Here is a 15954-nt window from a genome sequence, read left to right on the forward strand (position 1 = left end):
CATCCGGGGCGCGCGGCGAGTACGGCGACTTGCTCCCGATCCGCCCCGCCAACGGCATCCCCACCCGGTGCCTGCGCGAGGACTACCTGACGCACTACGGCATGACCCAGCCCTACAGCCACCGCTATCGGCTCCACTGCACCCTTTGCGAGGTCTGCCGCCGCATCGAAGCCCTCGACCCCGCCGAGCGTCGGCTGGCCGAATGGGCCCACCTCGATGTCATGGTCCGGCATCCGCCGGAGGCCGCGCCGCAGCAGGGGCTTGTGCTGGTCGCGCATCCGCCCCCGGCCGGCGCCCTGACGGGCCGGCTCGAGCTGGTGCTCGACGGCGCGGTCGTCGCCACCCTCACCCTGACCTGCTGTCCCGCCTGCCGGGTCGCATCGGTCGACTACGTCCACGTCGTCGCTGGGTACCGCCGGCTCGGCTACGGCCGCACGCTCATCGAGGCGGCCCACGTCCGCACCGCCGGTTACCGCCGGACCGCGCCGCTGCCCGACGGCGCCGTGGCGCAGGCGTTCCGTGCCCGCATCTCGTATCCACGCCCCGGAACGTCTTGCGTCCATCAACGGCAGTAGCGAACCCTGCGGGACTTGACCAGCATATTCGTTGAGGTCGCAGCCCAGTTGTTCGCCAATTGCCTCCTCAGGCTCATCCCGACATCCGCCGCTGACGTCGTTCCAGTCAGCAACGGCAGATGGTGAATTTGGCCAATTTCGTGAATTTGGCCAACTTGGGTAAGCTCGGGGCACGGTCCGTGGATCGCGCCCCGAGCCGCAAGAATCGCTTGCTACAGGTACTTACCAGGATGCGAAGCCAGAAGCACTAGGAGCAGAGCGATTGCGAGATGGCTCGTGGTCAGCGTGAGGTTCACCCTGACGCTGACCACGAGCTCGTGTCGGTGTTGCTTGACTGGTTTCTCTTTGCTGCAGCGCTCTTCGCGCGGCAACCGACCACCACCCTTTGTGCCACTCCCGTCGAGGAATCGACGGGACACCGGAGACGTTCTCCGGCTCGACCACGGAAAACAGACCGTGGCCGCGTGAGCTTACGGTCATCCCCTCGGAAGCAAAATCGCGACATGCAAATGAGGCCCTAGCAGTGTGTAACCTGCAGCCGACCGGGTCGTATTTTGCCACCTTCGGTCAAGGCGTTGACTAACGCCGTCTCTGCACGTGAGCGAATCCTCCATTCGCTGTGCACTCTCCGAACACCGACGGCGCACACCGGCGACGTCGGGCTCGGTCGGAACAACGAAAAGATCGCGGACGCGACGCACTACACTCCCTCACACGCCACCGAGGGGAGAGAAGCCGCCGTGCCCGACACGCCCGAAGACACCACAGAACCGGCACCGCCGAGCGCCCGTGTGGTGCGTGTACGTCCCGGCGCCGATGGGTGGGGTGTCACGACGATCGAAGCCCCCGGCGGGGGCTACCAGGAGAAACCCTGCCTGCGGTGTCCGTGGCTGCGCGACTCGTCGGTCGGGGCGTTCCCGCCGGAGGTCTTCCGGTTCTCCGCCCGCACCACCTACGACCAGGCCACGTGTAGGTTCGGCTGCCACGGCAGCAAGCCCGACGATCCGCTGACCTGCGCTGGTTTCCTGCTGCGCGGCGCCGCCCACAACCTGGCCGTCCGCATGCACGGGCCCGACGTTGCCACCGCGGTCTCCAGCGACCGACCGCTGTACGACAGTTACCGGGAGATGGCTGTCGCCAACGGCGTCGACCCTAACGATCCGGTGCTCGCGCCGTGCCGCGACAGCCGCCCCTACCTCGACACGGACTCCTCGACGGCGCCCGCCGACTCCGACGCGATCGCCCTCGACCGATCCGCAGTGGCTGTGTCGCGGGCAGCGGGGATCATTCGCGGCTTCATGGTGGCCAGTGCCGGCATGGACCTCGGTGACGCCATTCCCGACGACGCGACGCTGCTGGCCGGCCGACTCGCCGCAGCCGGGCACCTGCACGTCCCTGGCCACGATCATCATCCCGGCGATCAGTCCGCCACCGAGGTGATCCGCGCGTTCGTCGTCGAGTGCTCCGGTGAGGACACCGGCATCGACGCCACCGATCTCGCCGAGGAGCTGCGCGGCGCCCTCGCAGCCGCCGGTGTGCTGGACGACGGAGTGTTCGAGCCTGTCCCGCTCGTGCGCGAGCAGGCGTAGGACGACACGATGCACGGCACACCTTCCACCAGCTGCGAATCCACCCCCGCGCCTGGCGCTGACGTTCGGGACGGTCCGGGCGTGACGACCTTCGATGCCGGCCCGCTCGCGGCCCGCCAGGCGACGTTGACCAGCTTCCTGCAGGCGATGGCCGAGGCTTACCCGCCGCGACCGGACCGCCGGCACGCGAGCGTCGAAGCGCTCGTGCTCGAACACGGACGCTGGTTCACCCCAGAGCCCCTTCCACCGGACCGCGCCCAGGGTCTCCCGAAGCGCTGCTACCGCAACGCCACGTTGCACGCCGAAACCTACGGGCTGGTGTACGTCGAGGGTTTCGCCCTCCACACCGCCGGATTCCCGGTGGAGCACGCCTGGTGCGCCCAGCCCGATGGCACGGTCGAGGATCCGACCTGGGACGCCGACGGACGCGCCTACCTCGGTCTGCCCTTCAGCGCCGACTACTTGCGCGATCACGAGACCCGATTCGGCACCCACACCGTGCTGTTCGAACAGCACCGCACCGGCTGGGACCTGCTCACCCACGGCCTACCAACAAGCTCACTCGGGCCGGCGGGAAACCCCGCCGACGTGAGCTCCGCCTCCGACGCCCTAACGGCGCCGATCACCTCGGCGCACCCCAACCGCCACTGCTGCGCCCGGTACTGATCCCGACAGGATCCCGCAGCAAGCCGGCTGACGGATGCGGGGTCCGCTCAGGCGCGCGACGAGCCGCGGCGGCACGACACTGACCGCGCGGCACTGACCCAGCACACGCGGTATTACACTCAGTCACTGCGGACGGGGCCGGGGGCCGCAGCCCCAGGTGTCGAAAGCTCTGGCCGTCTCGTGCGACGGCGACCCTAGACCGGGAGAAACCGAGATCATGTCGGCTGTCGAGCTGGGCCTGAACCAACAGGCCCCGGCCATCGTGGACCGCCTGGCGTGGTGGATGGCCGGCCAGGAGAAGTTTGTCCGCAAGTTCGACTGCTGGACTCTGGTGCGCGACGTCGCCGGCGGCGCCCCTCGCCTTATCGTGCCGTCCATCGTGCCGGAGCGATGGCACGCAAACCTCTACGGCAGCATCATGGCCGCGGCGATCAACCAGCTCTGGAGCACCTCCAAGCGCACGGTCTACGCGATCCACCCGCACCTGCTGGCCGAGCTGGAAGACAGCACCTCGGGCGAACTGCCCGGCGAGATCTTCACCTGTGTTCCGCGTCCCAACCCGCTTGTGGTGCTTCCGCAGCCGCTGCCGGTCACGACCCCGGACGGCCACGACGGTCGCGTCGTGGCCTTCTACTTCTTCGGGCGTCGCGCCGAGACGCAAGGCCGGCTTTGCTCGACCGACGATCCCCAGCGTGACGCCCTCGGCGTCATGGCCGCGACCAGTCTGCTCGACAGCCAGGGCAAACAGCTCGATGTCGACCTCACCCGCTTCACCGTGCCCGTCGGGCGTGAACGCTTCACCATCGAGCAGGCCACCGACAACACCCTTCAAGCGTTCGCGCTGGAATCCGCGACCATAGCGACGACTGGCGCGGTCAAAACCTGGATCACCCAGCTGACCCACGCCGCCCTGCACGTCTTGCTCTACCTCTGCAGCACCGACCCGGACATCGCGAACCGCCCGGCCCCGCACCGCCGGGGAAAGAACCGTCAGGGCGGGAAGGACGGGAAGGCCAAGCCGGCGCAGATCTTCACCGTCGGCTGGGATCTCGGGCCCGCACTGCACGAGGCCCGTCAGAACGGCAGCGACGATCTCGGGCCGACGCGCTTCCAGACGATCTGGGCGCAGGGAGCCGCCGAACCCGCGCTGATCTTCGGACGCGCCGACGAACACCTCGACCAGCACTTGGCCTCCACCGCCACGGACCTTGCCCAGCTCCGCGCCGGCCTGCTGGACGCCTCGCGCGCCAACGAAGCCCTGCAGGCGCACGCCATCGAACTGGAAGCCCGCGCGACCGCCCAGCAGACGCAAATCGAGCGCTTGACCGCGGCGCGTCGCCGCCTCACCGGCGCGGTCCTGCGCTACCGGGCAGAAGCCGCGACCGTCGGCAGCCCACAGCACCTCGTGTCACTGCAGCAGCAGCTGCGGCGACGCGAGGAGGAGAACACCGCGGCGCGCGCGGTCATCGACGACCTGACCGCGCAGCTGCAGCACGCCCGCGCCGAACTGGACCGCCATGAGCAACGCTCCGGCTGGTCACCAGCCCTCCTCGCCGCGGCGGCCGACGGCGAAACTGCTGAGGACGAACCCGGCCAGCAGACCGAGTGGGCGTCGTGGACAGAGCTGGTGAAGGCGGCCGCCAAGCTGCCGTACCTGTGGTGCAGCCCCGAGCTCGAGGGACTCGCCTCCCAGTTGCCGGCCCGGCGGGACTGGATGGCGACCACGTGGCGGGCGATCGAAGCACTCTCCGCCTACGCGACGGCCCGGGCGCGCGCCGCGCACGCGGGACCGCCGCCGACGTCGCTGCGTAGCTTCATAGCCTATCTCGAGGCCGATGTCGACGGGGCCAAGATCTCGTCGGCGCAGGTCGCGAGGAGCGAAAGCGAGACGGTGTTGACCAACCCACGTCTTCGACGCCAACGCGAACGCGTGGCGCCCGAGGTGGTAAATCCGGCCGGGAAGGCCTTGTATCTACCGCACATCCGTATCAGCCAGTCACCGCCGCACCCGCGCCTGCACTTCCTCGACGCGCTCAACGACACCGGGCTGATTTGCATCGGCTACCTCGGACCTCACCTGCCCACGTCCTAAGCGACCACGAGATGCGAGCCATGCCTGGAAACGAGGACCATTTCCCGGCGTTTCATCACACTCGAGTCGTCGCTCGCCCTCGCGCCGGCCGCCTGACAACACCGCCAAGCCCCGGGCCAGCTGAGACCTGGCGCAGAACACACACAGGCGGGGCCCTCCCCCGGCGTTCGGCCGCAAAGGCATATCGTGGTTTCGGAGATTTCGGTTGTTCACCTCGGGTGACGTTGTGAAAGACGAGAGGCAAAGCGCGGTGCAGGTAAGCACGGAATTCGGTCTGGGATCGCAGGCAACAACGATCGTGGAAGACATCGACCGGCAGATGGCCGCGCAGGAGCAGTTCATCCGCAGGAACGAATGCTGGGACCAGATCCGCGCAACGGCAGAAGGCGCGTCATCCACCATCACGGTCCCGGACCACGTGCCGGCCGAACTGCATCACGCCGCGCGCAGCAGCATCACCGCGCTGGCCATCCGCCGGATCTGGGCATCCAGCAGGATCATCTACGCCCTGCACCCGCAGATGCTGGCCGAGCTGGCAGACAGCAGCTCTGAACAGCTGCCTGGTCCGATCTTCAGCTACCTGCCCCACACCAACCCGCTGGTCATTTTTCCGGAGCCGATCCCGACCGTCACCCCGGACGGCGCCGGCGGGCAGATCATCGGTTTCTACGTTTACGGCAACGCCGGCGAGCCGCGACGGCTGTGCTCCAGCCATGACCAGAACCGCGACCGGCTCGGCCTGATGTTCGTCACCGCCCTGCTCGACGAGCACGGCAAGCGGATCGACACCGACCTGACCCGGGTCACCATCCCCGTCGGCGAAGACCAGTTCACCGTCGACCAGGCCGTCGACCGCACCCTCGCCGCGTTCGCCGCCGACCCCGGCATGCTCATGCTCTCCGACCGGATGCGGACCTGGCTGACCGAACTCATTCGCACCGCGGTTAACGTGCTGGTCTACCTCTGCAGCGAAGAACCCGACACCATCGTCGTCCGCCCCGCCGGTCACCGCCGGATCAAGGGCAAAACCGGTAAGGCCGCCAAACCCGCCCGCATGATCAAGGTCGGCTGGCGGCTTGGCCCCGCCTTCCACACCGCCCGCCGCGTCGCAGCCAAGGCACCCGCGAAAACCGGCGACGGCCGACGCCGCCCCACAACACACCAGCGACGCGGGCACTTCCGCACCTACTGGACCGGCCGCGGACGCACCACCCCGATCCTCTGGTTCATCACACCCTCCTGGGTGAACCTCGACCTCGTCACCGACCCCGCCGGTGGCGCCACCGAGCACAAGGTCGTCACCGTCGGACCGCGACAGGACACCTAGAGCCCGGCAAGCTCATTCCGATTAACCGGGCCATAACAGGAGTTTCTTGAGCCAGAAGAGCTCGCTCAAGTGCACAGCTGACTACGGCCATGGGCCGGCAGGAGTGCGACGACGTTGTTTGGGCTCCGGCCTGGACCGGCCCCAACCTCACCGGCTCAACGTCGCGCCGAGCCTCATTCCGACATCGAGCTGAGGCACGAAACAGCGAGGCACTCTGCCAGCTGACCGCGACGCCGCCTGGCTTGCATCACCAGACCAGGCGCCGGCTCCGCGGGGTGCTCGCCGAGTGGACGACACCCTGGTAAGTGGGCTTGTGATCGCACGACAGGGTGATCGTGGTGCCTCGCGGAGCGGGCGAGGTCATGAACGTCACCTTGGTGGCACTCCCTTCACGATCGCCGTCGGTGCGGCCGAGGCTGTCCCGGTAGGAGAGCTCGTTGGGCTTGGCGTGGAGTCTGTCGTTGGACCGGGCCCGCTCGTACCGCGTGCGATCCGATCGCCGTTGGCCGTCGCGCACGTCGGGCAGCGTCCGCCGGCCAAGGCCACCACGCCGGTTCACGCGAATCCGACGCCCCGAATAGCATTGACGCTATAGGTCGAGTAAGATCGAACTCTGGATCAGGCACGGTAGACGAGGAGTAAACATGACCGATCGCGCTACGTGGAGTGAACTGCGCGAGGAACTCGGCGTTGACCGTACACACCACGCCTATAACGCTGCTCGGCTAGCTTTCGATCTGGGAGCCGAAGTGCGCAAGCTACGCGAGGTGCAAGGCTGGACGCAGACCGAATTGGCCGAGCGCGCAGGAATGACACAGTCCGCGATGGCCAGGTTCGAGGCCGGCGGCACGATCCCGACCCTCCCAGTGCTCGCGCGCATCGCCGCGGCACTGCAGATGCACTTGTCGATCGCCCTGACCCCCTTGGCACCGAAGGACCATAGGCCGTGAGCCAGTTGCCGATGATCCGACCTGAAGCGTCGGAAGGTGTCGACCGGGCCAGTTCGTCCACGTTGATGATCTCCGAGTTTCCACACCGCTCACCACTCCGCAGCGGGGCGTTCCAGTGCCGGGACTGCCGAGGCGAGCTGACGCTCGCCGGCGAGCTCGAAGAGTGGCTCGAGTGCACAGACCCGCAGTGCGCGGCAGCCGGACTGCCGGTGGCGCTGTGGCGGGCGCAACGCGCCCGGGTGCGCCGCGGCGAAGACGTGCCCGCTCCGGGCGCCGGCTGGCCTCGGCCCGTACTCGGGGCCTTCCGCACCCGTGGTTGACGCCGGTGTCCAACGGGAGACCGTGGTGGCGGCTGGTGGACGCCGCCCGGCAAGCTCGCGCCCAGGACGCCTGGCTGTGCCAGGTCTGCGGCGAGCCGATCCCCGCCCTCGGTCTCGTCGTGCTCGATGGCGACCACGTCGTGTCCGACACCGCACTGCACCCCCGCTGCCTCACCGCCGCTCGCACGGTCTGCCCTCACCTCTCCGGTGCCGACTCCCGCTACGAAGTCGCCGAAGTAACACGGCACGACCTGCTCGCCGACGGTCGTCCTCTCCCTCCCGCGGACCCCAGCGTCATCGAGAACGAGGACGTTCTCTGGGCTCGGACATGGACCATCGCAGAAGACCGGGCGCGCCCTGCACGCCCACGATGAGGCTCACCGGCGCCTTCGACACTGCTCACGGCCACGTCGCCGACGACCGGAACACGGTTCCGGCGGCGCGGGACCGGACCGTTCAAGTCCTCCCGCCATCGTCCAGGGCAACCGCGATTGCGTGAAACGACAGACCCGTCGCGATCAGAACCGGAACTCGCGCACATGGTCACTGCGCTTGTGTTCCGCAGCTGACGTGCGACGGCAATCCGACCTGGCTATGCGGTGCGTTCCGCAGTTGGTCGTTCCGTCGCCCAGGTGGTGTCGCCGGGCTGCTTTCCGCCGGAGCTGTAAAAGGCGAGCGCGGCCCGGCGGACGTCAGTGGCCGCGATCTCAGAACCAGGCGGAAAGGGCCTCTCGTTGCGCATGTAGAAGTACGAGATCTCGGCAGTCGAGCCGTCTGGGGTGTTGCTGACCAGGCCATCGGGTGCATCGTCTCCGACGTAGCGGAGCACACCCCGATCGCCGTGCAGGCCGATCTCCAGCCACGGGAAGTCGTCTGGCTGCGCGTAGAGGTTCACCAGCGTCGGGGCGTCCAGCACCGCCACCGCGTCGAGCACAGTCGTCAGCTCGTCGGCGGAGCTGACGATGGTAGCCTCATCGGCTTCGGCGTCGTACCAGGCGTGCATCACGGTTGGCGTCCTTCGTAGCGGTGGTGGGTGCGGGTGCCGTCCGGTTTCAGCCGGAGCGCCAGCCCCGCAGGGGAGCCGAATGCGGCCGCGCTTACGACCTTCGATCACGGCGGCGGCGCCGCCAGACGAGAAGCTTGTACTCAAGCCACGCCGCACCAGTGCTACCGCGGAAAATAGCTGCAATCAGACAGCCGAAGAGCACCACGATCACCAAAGTGCTCATTAGCCAGCCGAACATCAATCACCTTTCGTAGCAGCGGTCAAAGCCCGGTAGGTCCCGACGACACGAGCCGTCACCTGCGATGGCCGCCGAAGTAAACGAGACACCGGAAGCTTGACCCGTCAAGCCGGTACGTGAACCCGGGCAGCGAGATCACGAATTCCCGTTACGGCTGCTTGATTCTGGACCAGTAACGCGTCGACGATGATGCGGACAGCCGCGCGGGTGTGCACCTCGCCGGGTGCGCGGCGTTCGGCGGCCAGCAACGTGTTGTACGCCGGCCCGGGTTGACCGAGCTGCAGCTGGACCGCCGCGAGGTCGACCAGGTAGCGCCCCTCGCGCTCGACATCGGGGAACGTGACCCCGCTCGCCGTGCGAGCGGTTTGCAGCGCAGCCTCCGGCTCGCCGAGCAGCTGTTCCACCGAGACGCGGTGGCTCATCAGGTTTGCGCGGGCCCGTGCAGCTCCGGCGCCGTCGAGCCGGTTCGCGGACGCCGCTGCTTCTGTCAGCAGGTCTCGGGCTCGGGTGCCGTCGCCAGCCCGGGCGGCGGAGTACCCGCCGGTGCACAGCAGGCTCGCGTGCAGCAGGAGATGGCGCGGATCCCGGCCGTCGAGCGCCAGCCGGTCTGCTGCCTGCACCACGAGCGTGCCCGCCCGGTCTTGGTCACCGGCGCGGCGGCACACCCCGGAAAGTGCCCGCTCCGCTTCAGCGAGAATGAGCGGCTGACCTGCTGCTTCCGCCGCTCGGACGGCGCGATCGGCGCTGATCCACTCCGTCCCTGTGGGGCGGAGCTTGACCAGCGCGCGGGTGACCAGCGTGTAGGCCTGGGCCGCGGCTCCCGCGTCTTGGGCGGCCTCCGTGGCTCGGACCAACGCGGGAAGCTGGCCGGCGAGCGCCAGGAAGTCGGATTTGCCGAACGACTCGCGCGCTGCCGCGAGTGCACGGGTCAGCCCGGCGGCCGGAAGTGCAGGCCCGGTGGAGGCTCGGTTGCCGACGAGGACGTCGGACAGTCCGCTGGTGAGCACGACGGCCGGGTCCGGTAGCGCCGCATGCGCCGCCGTCGCTGCCTCCGCGGCCGGGGTGCCGGTGACAGCGGCGCCGATAGCCACACCACCTGCCTTCAAGAAGCTGCGACGGCGCACATCGTCCTCCTCCGGGGCGGGCTTGCTGACCAGCCTAGGAGGGACCGGGGCGCCACGCCCGGTCGCCACGCCCTCGTAATCAGTCCGAACGCCGATGCGGCAATCTGCAGGAGGACAGCCAGTCGCCGGAGGGTGTCCACGTTGTCCATCCGCCGGTGCCGCGCCTCCATGCGCGAGATCACGCTCGGATGACACCTGGTCGACGGGCAAGTTCGCGCTGGCTCCACCCGGCCCGTTCGCGCGCGTGACGCAGAACCTCGGGGTAGTCACGGCGCTCGATCGCATCGAGCAAGAGGAACCACATGATCGGGGACATCAGAGGATGCTTCACCCGATCCAACGAAGCAGGAGGTTGCCGCCGCCGAGCACCGTCACCACCTGCTCACCCGACGTCCGGTCCTCGGCGCGGAGACTGGCGCGACCTCGTACTCAGCATTCTCGACGACAAGATCATCGGCCCGGATGTCGGAGGCTCTCGCAGGCAGGGGTCGCGTCGGGAGCGGGTAACTACCGGCTTGAGGCGGTGACGGTCTGGTCGCGGCCACGGTCCTTCGCACGATAGACGGCGTCGTCGACGGCCAGCAGTACCGTGGTGAGGTCGTGGCCGTGGTCGGGGAACATCGCGGCGCCGACCGAGGCCGTCAGCGTGATCACCGCATCGCGGCCGGTGCGACGGTCGGTCCCCGAGATGGTGATCGCAGCGATCGCGGCCCGGATCCGCTCTGCAGCCGACCGCAGGTCGGCAGGGTCGAGGCCGGGCAGCAACACCACGAACTCCTCGCCGCCCCAGCGGCCGGCCAGGTCCGGGCCGTGGCCGCGTACGCAGCCGCGCACCGCGTCGGCGACCGCGCGCAGCACGGCGTCGCCGGTCAGGTGCCCGAACCGGTCGTTGATGTCCTTGAAGTGGTCCAGATCCAGCAGAAGCACCCCGACGTGGTCGCCGAGGCGGCGGGCGCGCTCAAGTTCGCGTTCGGCCACGTCGTGCCACCAGGTGGCGTCGGCGAGCTGGGTGCGCCGGTCGGTGCGGGCGGCGTGCTGGAACTGCGGCAGCAGCAGCCCCAGGTGCAGGCCGACGACCAGGACCAGCACGAGCACCAGCATCCAGGGCCGGGTCAGGGCGACCAGGGCGTAGACGTAGCCCAGCCCGATTGCGGCGGCGATGATCAGCTGGTCGCTGGCCGGGCCGAGCGCGCGGTGGGCGGGCTGGTCGCGGTTGTCCATGATGATCGCGATGACGACCAGGCCGTAGTTGGTCAGCCGGTAGATCAGCCCGACCAGCACGATCGCGACCACCCCGCGCGGCCCGTCGAGCACCGTGACGAACGGCCCAGCGACGCCTGGGTAGAGCGCCGAGAGCACGAGGGTGGCGCCGGCGACGCCGAGCACGACGGTGGAGGCGGAGAACACCTTCCGGTGCACCGGGGCGCGCCGGGCGAACACCCGTACCCACTCGTAGGCGAAAGTCACCGCGATGAGGACGACTTGCAGTGGCAGGGGCAGCAGGAGCAGCCCGGCGATGTACCAGGTGGACTGCAGGTGGGTGTAGGGCGCGCCTTCGGGCAGTTCCCGGATCCGCTCCAAGCCCTGGGTGACCTCCAGGTGCGCGATCGCGCAGGCCAGCAGCAGCCCCAGCCATGCCCAGTCCCGGCCGGTGACCGAGCTGGTGACCGCGGCAGCCGCGACGACCGCCAGGGTGAGGCCGACGACGGCGCCGACGTAGGCCAGCAGGCCACCGGGAAGCGCCCGCAGGGCGCCCAGCGGGGACTCTCGAACGCGTGACGATGTCCGGTCCACGGCGTGCCGGCCTCCCTCCCCGGATCAGAATATTCACTGTAATCGGATGACCACGCCCGGTCGTGAGTCATCCGGGTGACCACATCGGGGCCCAGCGGCCCGCGTTCAGGAGGCAAGACCATGATCATCACCCGCACCCAGCCGACCCGCCGTCCCCGTCCCGGCCGCCCGACCGAGTGGAACCGCTGATCGATGGCGTACCCGGGGGCCGGCTCACCACGCACCTCTGACCCGGGCCGGGCCCCGGGACTCGCCGGCGGCGTCGGGGCAGGGCGCGGCGTTGTGTCCGCCGACTTGCCCGCTGCCCGGTCAGCCCGCCAGGGCTCGCAGGTCGACCGTCAAGGTGAACGGTGAGGCCACGCTCAGCACTTCGTCGTCGAGTCCGTCAACGACGTAGCTCTGCGCGCGCGAGTCCAGCACGTGCCGGATAACGCGCCACGGCGAAGAACTGTCGCCGTCTTCGACTTCGACGCGCCAGTAGTGCCCGATTCCGGCCGCGGCGTACTTGGCGGGCTTGCTCAGCCGGTCCGCGGTCACCGAGCCCGCGGACATGACCTCGACTACCAGTCGGCAGTCCGCGGGCCTCAGCACCTGCTCCTCCGGCACGCGCGCGTCGTAGACGACGATGTCCGGGCGCCGGTTCACCAACGGGGCCTCCTGGACCCGCAGATCCGCACCGGTTACCACCGCCAACTCCGGCCCGCAACGCTTCGCCAAAGACAGCGTCGCCGAACAGAACGCACTGGCGATCCGCACCCTCTCGGCCCTCGGAGTGCCGACCCGGTTCACCTACATCACCTTCGACCACCTGATGACCGAACACGAGCTGGCGGCGAGCCACGCCTTCCAAGCCCGCACGGACCTGCTGCTAGCACCGCTGCCGGAGCTGTCGGTCGAGCAGATCGTAGACGGTGTTAAGGACCCGGACTTCGTGGTCGAGCATGCGACCGGGCGGCCGTTCTACACCGAGATCTCTTACATGCTGGTCTCGATGGAGTGCCTGATCGGCGCCCCTTACACCCGCGCGGTGCACGCGAAGGGCCTCGCCGGCCCGGCAGACCCCGCCATGGGCCGGGTCGAGGCTCAGTTCGCCGACTGGCGGATCGGCGCACGTTCACACCGAGCGCAAATGTGGGTCGATCGCCACTTCGCGCTTGACTACACGGTCAAAAGCCTGGAGACGATTCTCGAAGGTGCGCCCCGACGTCGTGTGCGCGCCGCGCGACGACCACGTCGTCACGCCACAGGACCAGCGCCGTCGCGCCGCCCACGGTCGGGGTGAGCCCGACGACCCAGCGCCGGCCGCCGAGGGTGAGGACCCGCTCGGCCGTCGTCCAGTGTCCGCGCGAGCGGGTGACCGTCCACGCCGACATCCGCGCGAGGTCGGCGACCGAGGTCACCGCGCCGGGGCCGTCGGCCGGGCCGGCCATCCGGACGTTCATCCCGCCACTTTCGCACACCGCCGCGGCGGTGGCCGGGAGATCCGGCCGATCCTCAGCCGCGTCGGCGGGCCGCCCGGGCGCGGCCGCGGGCCTTGGGCTCGAACGGGATGTCCGCGAACCGCAGGGTGCCGTGCAGGCCGCGGACCGCGCGGTCCAGCCGCAGTAGCGCCACCTGGGACAGCGTGAAGAGCTCGTCGACGTCCCACCGGCGGCCCGCGGCGGCGAGGACGACGGTGCGCGGCGGCTCGGTGATCACCCGGCCGGGTGCGACCTTGGCGGCGAGCTGGGCCAGCGCCTCGGGTTCGTGGGCGAGCGCGTCCGCCGAGACGAGCGCCTGGGTGTAGAGGTGGCTCGCCGCGGTCGCCCGGCCGAGCCACTTGACATGGATCAGCTCGTTCCCCGGCCCGAGCAGGTCGCACAGCTCGAACCGCGGGTGCAGCGGCGTGGTCGCGAAGTCCCGGTCGAGGCAGTGGTACCCAGGCTCCTCGGCCACCCGGCGGCAGTAGTGGTTCTCGTCGTCGGGCTCGCCGGACGGGGTCCAGGTGACCGGCGGCCACGCGTACCGGCGGGACAGCAGCGCCGTCACCTGCTCGCGCATCTGCCGGACGTAGGTCTCGCCGATCCGGTACCAGCGCCCCTGGTGGAACACGAACCGGGCGTGGTCGATCATGGTCTCGAAGACCAGCCACCGCGCGACCGGGATCGCGGCGCCCGCCTCCTCCGCACCGGCGTCGTCGGCGCACGCGACGATCCGGCCGGCGCGGATCGCCCGCACGCGGTCGCCGGTCTCGAGCTCGGCCAGCCGGTCGGTCAGGTGCCCCAGCTCCAGCCGGCCTTCGACGGCGAACGGGCCGCCCGGGCCCAGCCCGCCGACCCGGAACGACCCCGCGTTCTCCGCCTGGTGCACCGCGGCGGCGGGCCAGGCGAGCCCGAGGCGGCCCTCGTCGTCCCCGGCGAGGCTTTCCGCCAGCCGGCGCTCCAGGACCGGCACGAGCCGGTCGTGGCGGTCCAGCGGGCGGGTCTGGGCCACGAACCGCAGCGCCGAGTGCGCGTCCGGGCCGTCGACCACCGCGCCGACGGCGTCGAGGTCGGTCAGGAACGCCGCGGGGTCCTTGGCCAGCGGCAGCCACACCGCGTTGCCCGCCCGGATGCGGTGCCGGCGGCCGGTGACCCGGCCGTAGGTGAGGTCGGTCAGGTCCGCCGTGCCGGCCAGCCGGTTGACCAGCTCCCCGTAGGGCTCCAGCCGGAACGCCGAAAGGTCGCCGCCGCCAGGGATCGACGTCTGGGTCGCGCGGGCCGAGGGGTCCAGCGCCGCGCTCGCGACCAGGCCGAGGTCGAACGGGTCGAGCCGCCGGATCCCGAACAGCAGGCCGAAACCCTGTTCGACGTGCTCGTCGTTGAGGGTCAGGTGCCCGGCGCCCCAGGTGACGGCGTAGGTCCACGGCGGCCGCGGCACGAGCAGCACAGCGAACGGCAGCTCGGAGGAGAGCGCGAGATCGGTCCCGGTGAGCGACGCGGCGTGCGGCAGCCACTGCGGGACCTCGGTGCGGAACCGGCCCGCGACCAGCCGGGCGCGGGTGCCGGACAGGTCGACCTCGGTGTCGGTCGTGACCTGGCCGTCCTTCAGCGGCACCAGGAGCTCGTGCTCGCCCGTGCCGCCGTCCAGCCGGAACAGCGAGACGGGCTTGCTCGGGGTGGACGTGGACGCCATGCGATCACCGGCCTGGGCCTGGGGAAAACTGCGTCCACCCAGAATAGTGCCGCCCCGTTCCCGCCCGGTTAAATTCACCTGAACACGCGATTCCCGACCCGGGCGGGTACCCTGGTTCGTGCTTTCATCGTGACATCGTGACTGGTCAGGCGTCCAGGAGATGATCGGCGAGTAACCGGCGGAAGACCACTGAACAACGCCGGAAAGAATTGTCGAAATGCACTCCAATGGCCGCGTTTCGCGCCCATTCTGCGCTGTTCGGGCGGCGCCGGAAAAAGGGTCGCACGCATCGTGACGAGCAGGGCCGCGCCACCCCGCCGAAACTGGTCCGGTCGGGCCAGGCCCGGTCACTCGGCGGCAGTTCGCGCTGCGCGCGGTACCCCACTACCCTGGGCTGGTCGATTCCCGTCCGGCCCGACACTGGGGGCAGCATGGAGACCGTCCCGATGTTCGCACACGGAGACCGTCTCACCCGTCGGGACCTGGAGCTGATCACCGATGAGCGCCGCCGTTACGAACTGGTGGACGGGACCCTTCTAGTGAGCCCGTCCCCGCGCCCGCTGCACCAGAGGGTGGTCGCGCGGCTGCTCGCCGCGCTCACCCCGGTCTGTCCCGCGGACTGCGAGGTCCTGCCCGCCCCGGTGGACGTCGTCCTCGACGACCACACGGTCCTCATCCCGGACGTCGTCGTGGGCCGGCGCGACACGTTCACCGAACGAGCCCTGGTCGGCGTGCCCGTGCTCGCCGTCGAGGTGGTTTCGCCGTCGAGCCGGCACATCGACCTGCACCTCAAGCCCGCCCGGCTGGCCGAAGCCGGGTGCCCGCACTACTGGGTGATCGACCCCGGGGTGCCCAGCCTCAAATGCTTCCGCCTGGCCGGCGGCAGCTACGAGCTGACCGGCGAAAGCCGTGAGGACGAGCCGCTCGTCCTGACGGAGCCGTACGCGCTGACCCTGCGCGCGGCCGAACTGGTTTCCCCGCACTGATGCCCCCGGAACCGATGAGGTGACGCGGGGGGGGGGGAACGGGTCCCCGGCCCCTCACCCCCACGCACCGTCCGGAGAGAAGGAGGTTCTGTGTCCTGTGGGCATCGTCCCTCCCCCCATCGTGGGAGGAGCGC

At 69.6% G+C, this 15954-nt stretch carries 14 protein-coding genes; 8 read left to right on the forward strand and 6 right to left on the reverse strand.

Going from position 1 to position 15954, the window contains the following annotated elements; translation table 11 throughout:
• Nucleotides 1-29: 29 nt before the first annotated feature.
• From ACZ61C_RS33585 to ACZ61C_RS33605, 5 genes are all read left to right on the forward strand, one after another.
• Complete coding sequence (locus tag ACZ61C_RS33585; protein ID WP_465311892.1) at nucleotides 30-575, forward strand: GNAT family N-acetyltransferase; 546 nt, start codon at nucleotides 30-32, stop codon at nucleotides 573-575.
• A 740-nt stretch (nucleotides 576-1315) separates the two neighbouring features.
• A complete protein-coding gene (locus ACZ61C_RS33590) occupies nucleotides 1316-2164 on the forward strand; it encodes a DUF6283 family protein (RefSeq protein ID WP_465311893.1) in 849 nt (282 codons plus the stop codon).
• An 81-nt stretch (nucleotides 2165-2245) separates the two neighbouring features.
• Complete coding sequence (locus ACZ61C_RS33595) at nucleotides 2246-2830, forward strand: hypothetical protein (RefSeq protein ID WP_465311894.1); 585 nt, start codon at nucleotides 2246-2248, stop codon at nucleotides 2828-2830.
• A 217-nt stretch (nucleotides 2831-3047) separates the two neighbouring features.
• Nucleotides 3048-4922, forward strand: coding sequence for an AcrVA2 family anti-CRISPR protein (locus ACZ61C_RS33600; RefSeq protein WP_465311895.1), 1875 nt, complete (start codon nucleotides 3048-3050; stop codon nucleotides 4920-4922).
• Between the two features lie 226 nt (nucleotides 4923-5148).
• Nucleotides 5149-6249, forward strand: a complete 1101-nt coding sequence (locus tag ACZ61C_RS33605; RefSeq protein ID WP_465311896.1) for an AcrVA2 family anti-CRISPR protein — start codon at nucleotides 5149-5151, stop codon at nucleotides 6247-6249.
• 247 nt (nucleotides 6250-6496) lie between these two features.
• Here ACZ61C_RS33605 and ACZ61C_RS33610 read toward each other — a convergent pair whose 3' ends face one another.
• The gene (locus ACZ61C_RS33610) at nucleotides 6497-6766 is read right to left on the reverse strand and encodes a hypothetical protein (protein ID WP_465311897.1); all 270 of its coding nucleotides are present in this window, start codon (nucleotides 6764-6766) and stop codon (nucleotides 6497-6499) included.
• A 127-nt stretch (nucleotides 6767-6893) separates the two neighbouring features.
• Here ACZ61C_RS33610 and ACZ61C_RS33615 point away from each other — a divergent pair, with 127 nt between their 5' ends.
• A complete protein-coding gene (locus tag ACZ61C_RS33615) occupies nucleotides 6894-7199 on the forward strand; it encodes a helix-turn-helix domain-containing protein (RefSeq protein WP_465311898.1) in 306 nt (101 codons plus the stop codon).
• A 912-nt stretch (nucleotides 7200-8111) separates the two neighbouring features.
• Here the strand turns inward: ACZ61C_RS33615 and ACZ61C_RS33620 are convergent.
• The 4 genes from ACZ61C_RS33620 to ACZ61C_RS33635 all read right to left on the reverse strand — a co-directional run bounded on the left by ACZ61C_RS33620 (nucleotide 8112) and on the right by ACZ61C_RS33635 (nucleotide 12326).
• Nucleotides 8112-8522 carry an Imm1 family immunity protein gene (locus ACZ61C_RS33620; protein WP_465312095.1) on the reverse strand — a complete coding sequence of 137 codons (411 nt, stop codon included), beginning with the start codon at nucleotides 8520-8522 and terminating at the stop codon, nucleotides 8112-8114.
• A gap of 345 nt (nucleotides 8523-8867) precedes the next feature.
• Nucleotides 8868-9887 (reverse strand): helix-turn-helix domain-containing protein, encoded by a 1020-nt coding sequence (locus tag ACZ61C_RS33625; RefSeq protein WP_465311899.1) that lies wholly within the window; start codon nucleotides 9885-9887, stop codon nucleotides 8868-8870.
• A 507-nt stretch (nucleotides 9888-10394) separates the two neighbouring features.
• On the reverse strand, nucleotides 10395-11681 hold the full coding sequence (locus ACZ61C_RS33630) for a GGDEF domain-containing protein (RefSeq protein ID WP_465311900.1): 1287 nt from the start codon (nucleotides 11679-11681) through the stop codon (nucleotides 10395-10397).
• Between the two features lie 309 nt (nucleotides 11682-11990).
• On the reverse strand, nucleotides 11991-12326 hold the full coding sequence (locus tag ACZ61C_RS33635) for a Uma2 family endonuclease (protein ID WP_465312096.1): 336 nt from the start codon (nucleotides 12324-12326) through the stop codon (nucleotides 11991-11993).
• On the opposite strand from ACZ61C_RS33635, the gene ACZ61C_RS33640 reads away from it, so the two are divergent.
• Nucleotides 12307-12963, forward strand: coding sequence for a hypothetical protein (locus ACZ61C_RS33640; protein WP_465311901.1), 657 nt, complete (start codon nucleotides 12307-12309; stop codon nucleotides 12961-12963). The two genes, ACZ61C_RS33635 and ACZ61C_RS33640, sit on opposite strands and share 20 nt — an antisense overlap.
• Nucleotides 12964-13175: 212 nt before the next feature.
• Here the strand turns inward: ACZ61C_RS33640 and ACZ61C_RS33645 are convergent, their stop codons facing one another.
• On the reverse strand, nucleotides 13176-14834 hold the full coding sequence (locus ACZ61C_RS33645) for a TIGR04141 family sporadically distributed protein (RefSeq protein ID WP_465311902.1): 1659 nt from the start codon (nucleotides 14832-14834) through the stop codon (nucleotides 13176-13178).
• A 446-nt stretch (nucleotides 14835-15280) separates the two neighbouring features.
• Between ACZ61C_RS33645 and ACZ61C_RS33650 the strand changes: the two genes are divergently transcribed.
• On the forward strand, nucleotides 15281-15820 hold the full coding sequence (locus ACZ61C_RS33650; RefSeq protein ID WP_465311903.1) for a Uma2 family endonuclease: 540 nt from the start codon (nucleotides 15281-15283) through the stop codon (nucleotides 15818-15820).
• Nucleotides 15821-15954: the final 134 nt, after the last annotated feature.

The sequence above is a fragment of the Amycolatopsis sp. NPDC104587 genome, from assembly GCF_055583645.1.

Coding starts and splice junctions, on each gene's coding strand:
- ACZ61C_RS33615 (WP_465311898.1), top strand. CDS start 6,894: ATGACCGATCGCGCTACGTGGAGTGAACTGCGCGAGGAACTCGGCGTT.
- ACZ61C_RS33600 (WP_465311895.1), top strand. CDS start 3,048: ATGTCGGCTGTCGAGCTGGGCCTGAACCAACAGGCCCCGGCCATCGTG.
- ACZ61C_RS33645 (WP_465311902.1), bottom strand. CDS start 14,834: ATGGCGTCCACGTCCACCCCGAGCAAGCCCGTCTCGCTGTTCCGGCTG.
- ACZ61C_RS33650 (WP_465311903.1), top strand. CDS start 15,281: ATGTTCGCACACGGAGACCGTCTCACCCGTCGGGACCTGGAGCTGATC.
- ACZ61C_RS33640 (WP_465311901.1), top strand. CDS start 12,307: ATGTCCGGGCGCCGGTTCACCAACGGGGCCTCCTGGACCCGCAGATCC.
- ACZ61C_RS33620 (WP_465312095.1), bottom strand. CDS start 8,522: ATGCACGCCTGGTACGACGCCGAAGCCGATGAGGCTACCATCGTCAGC.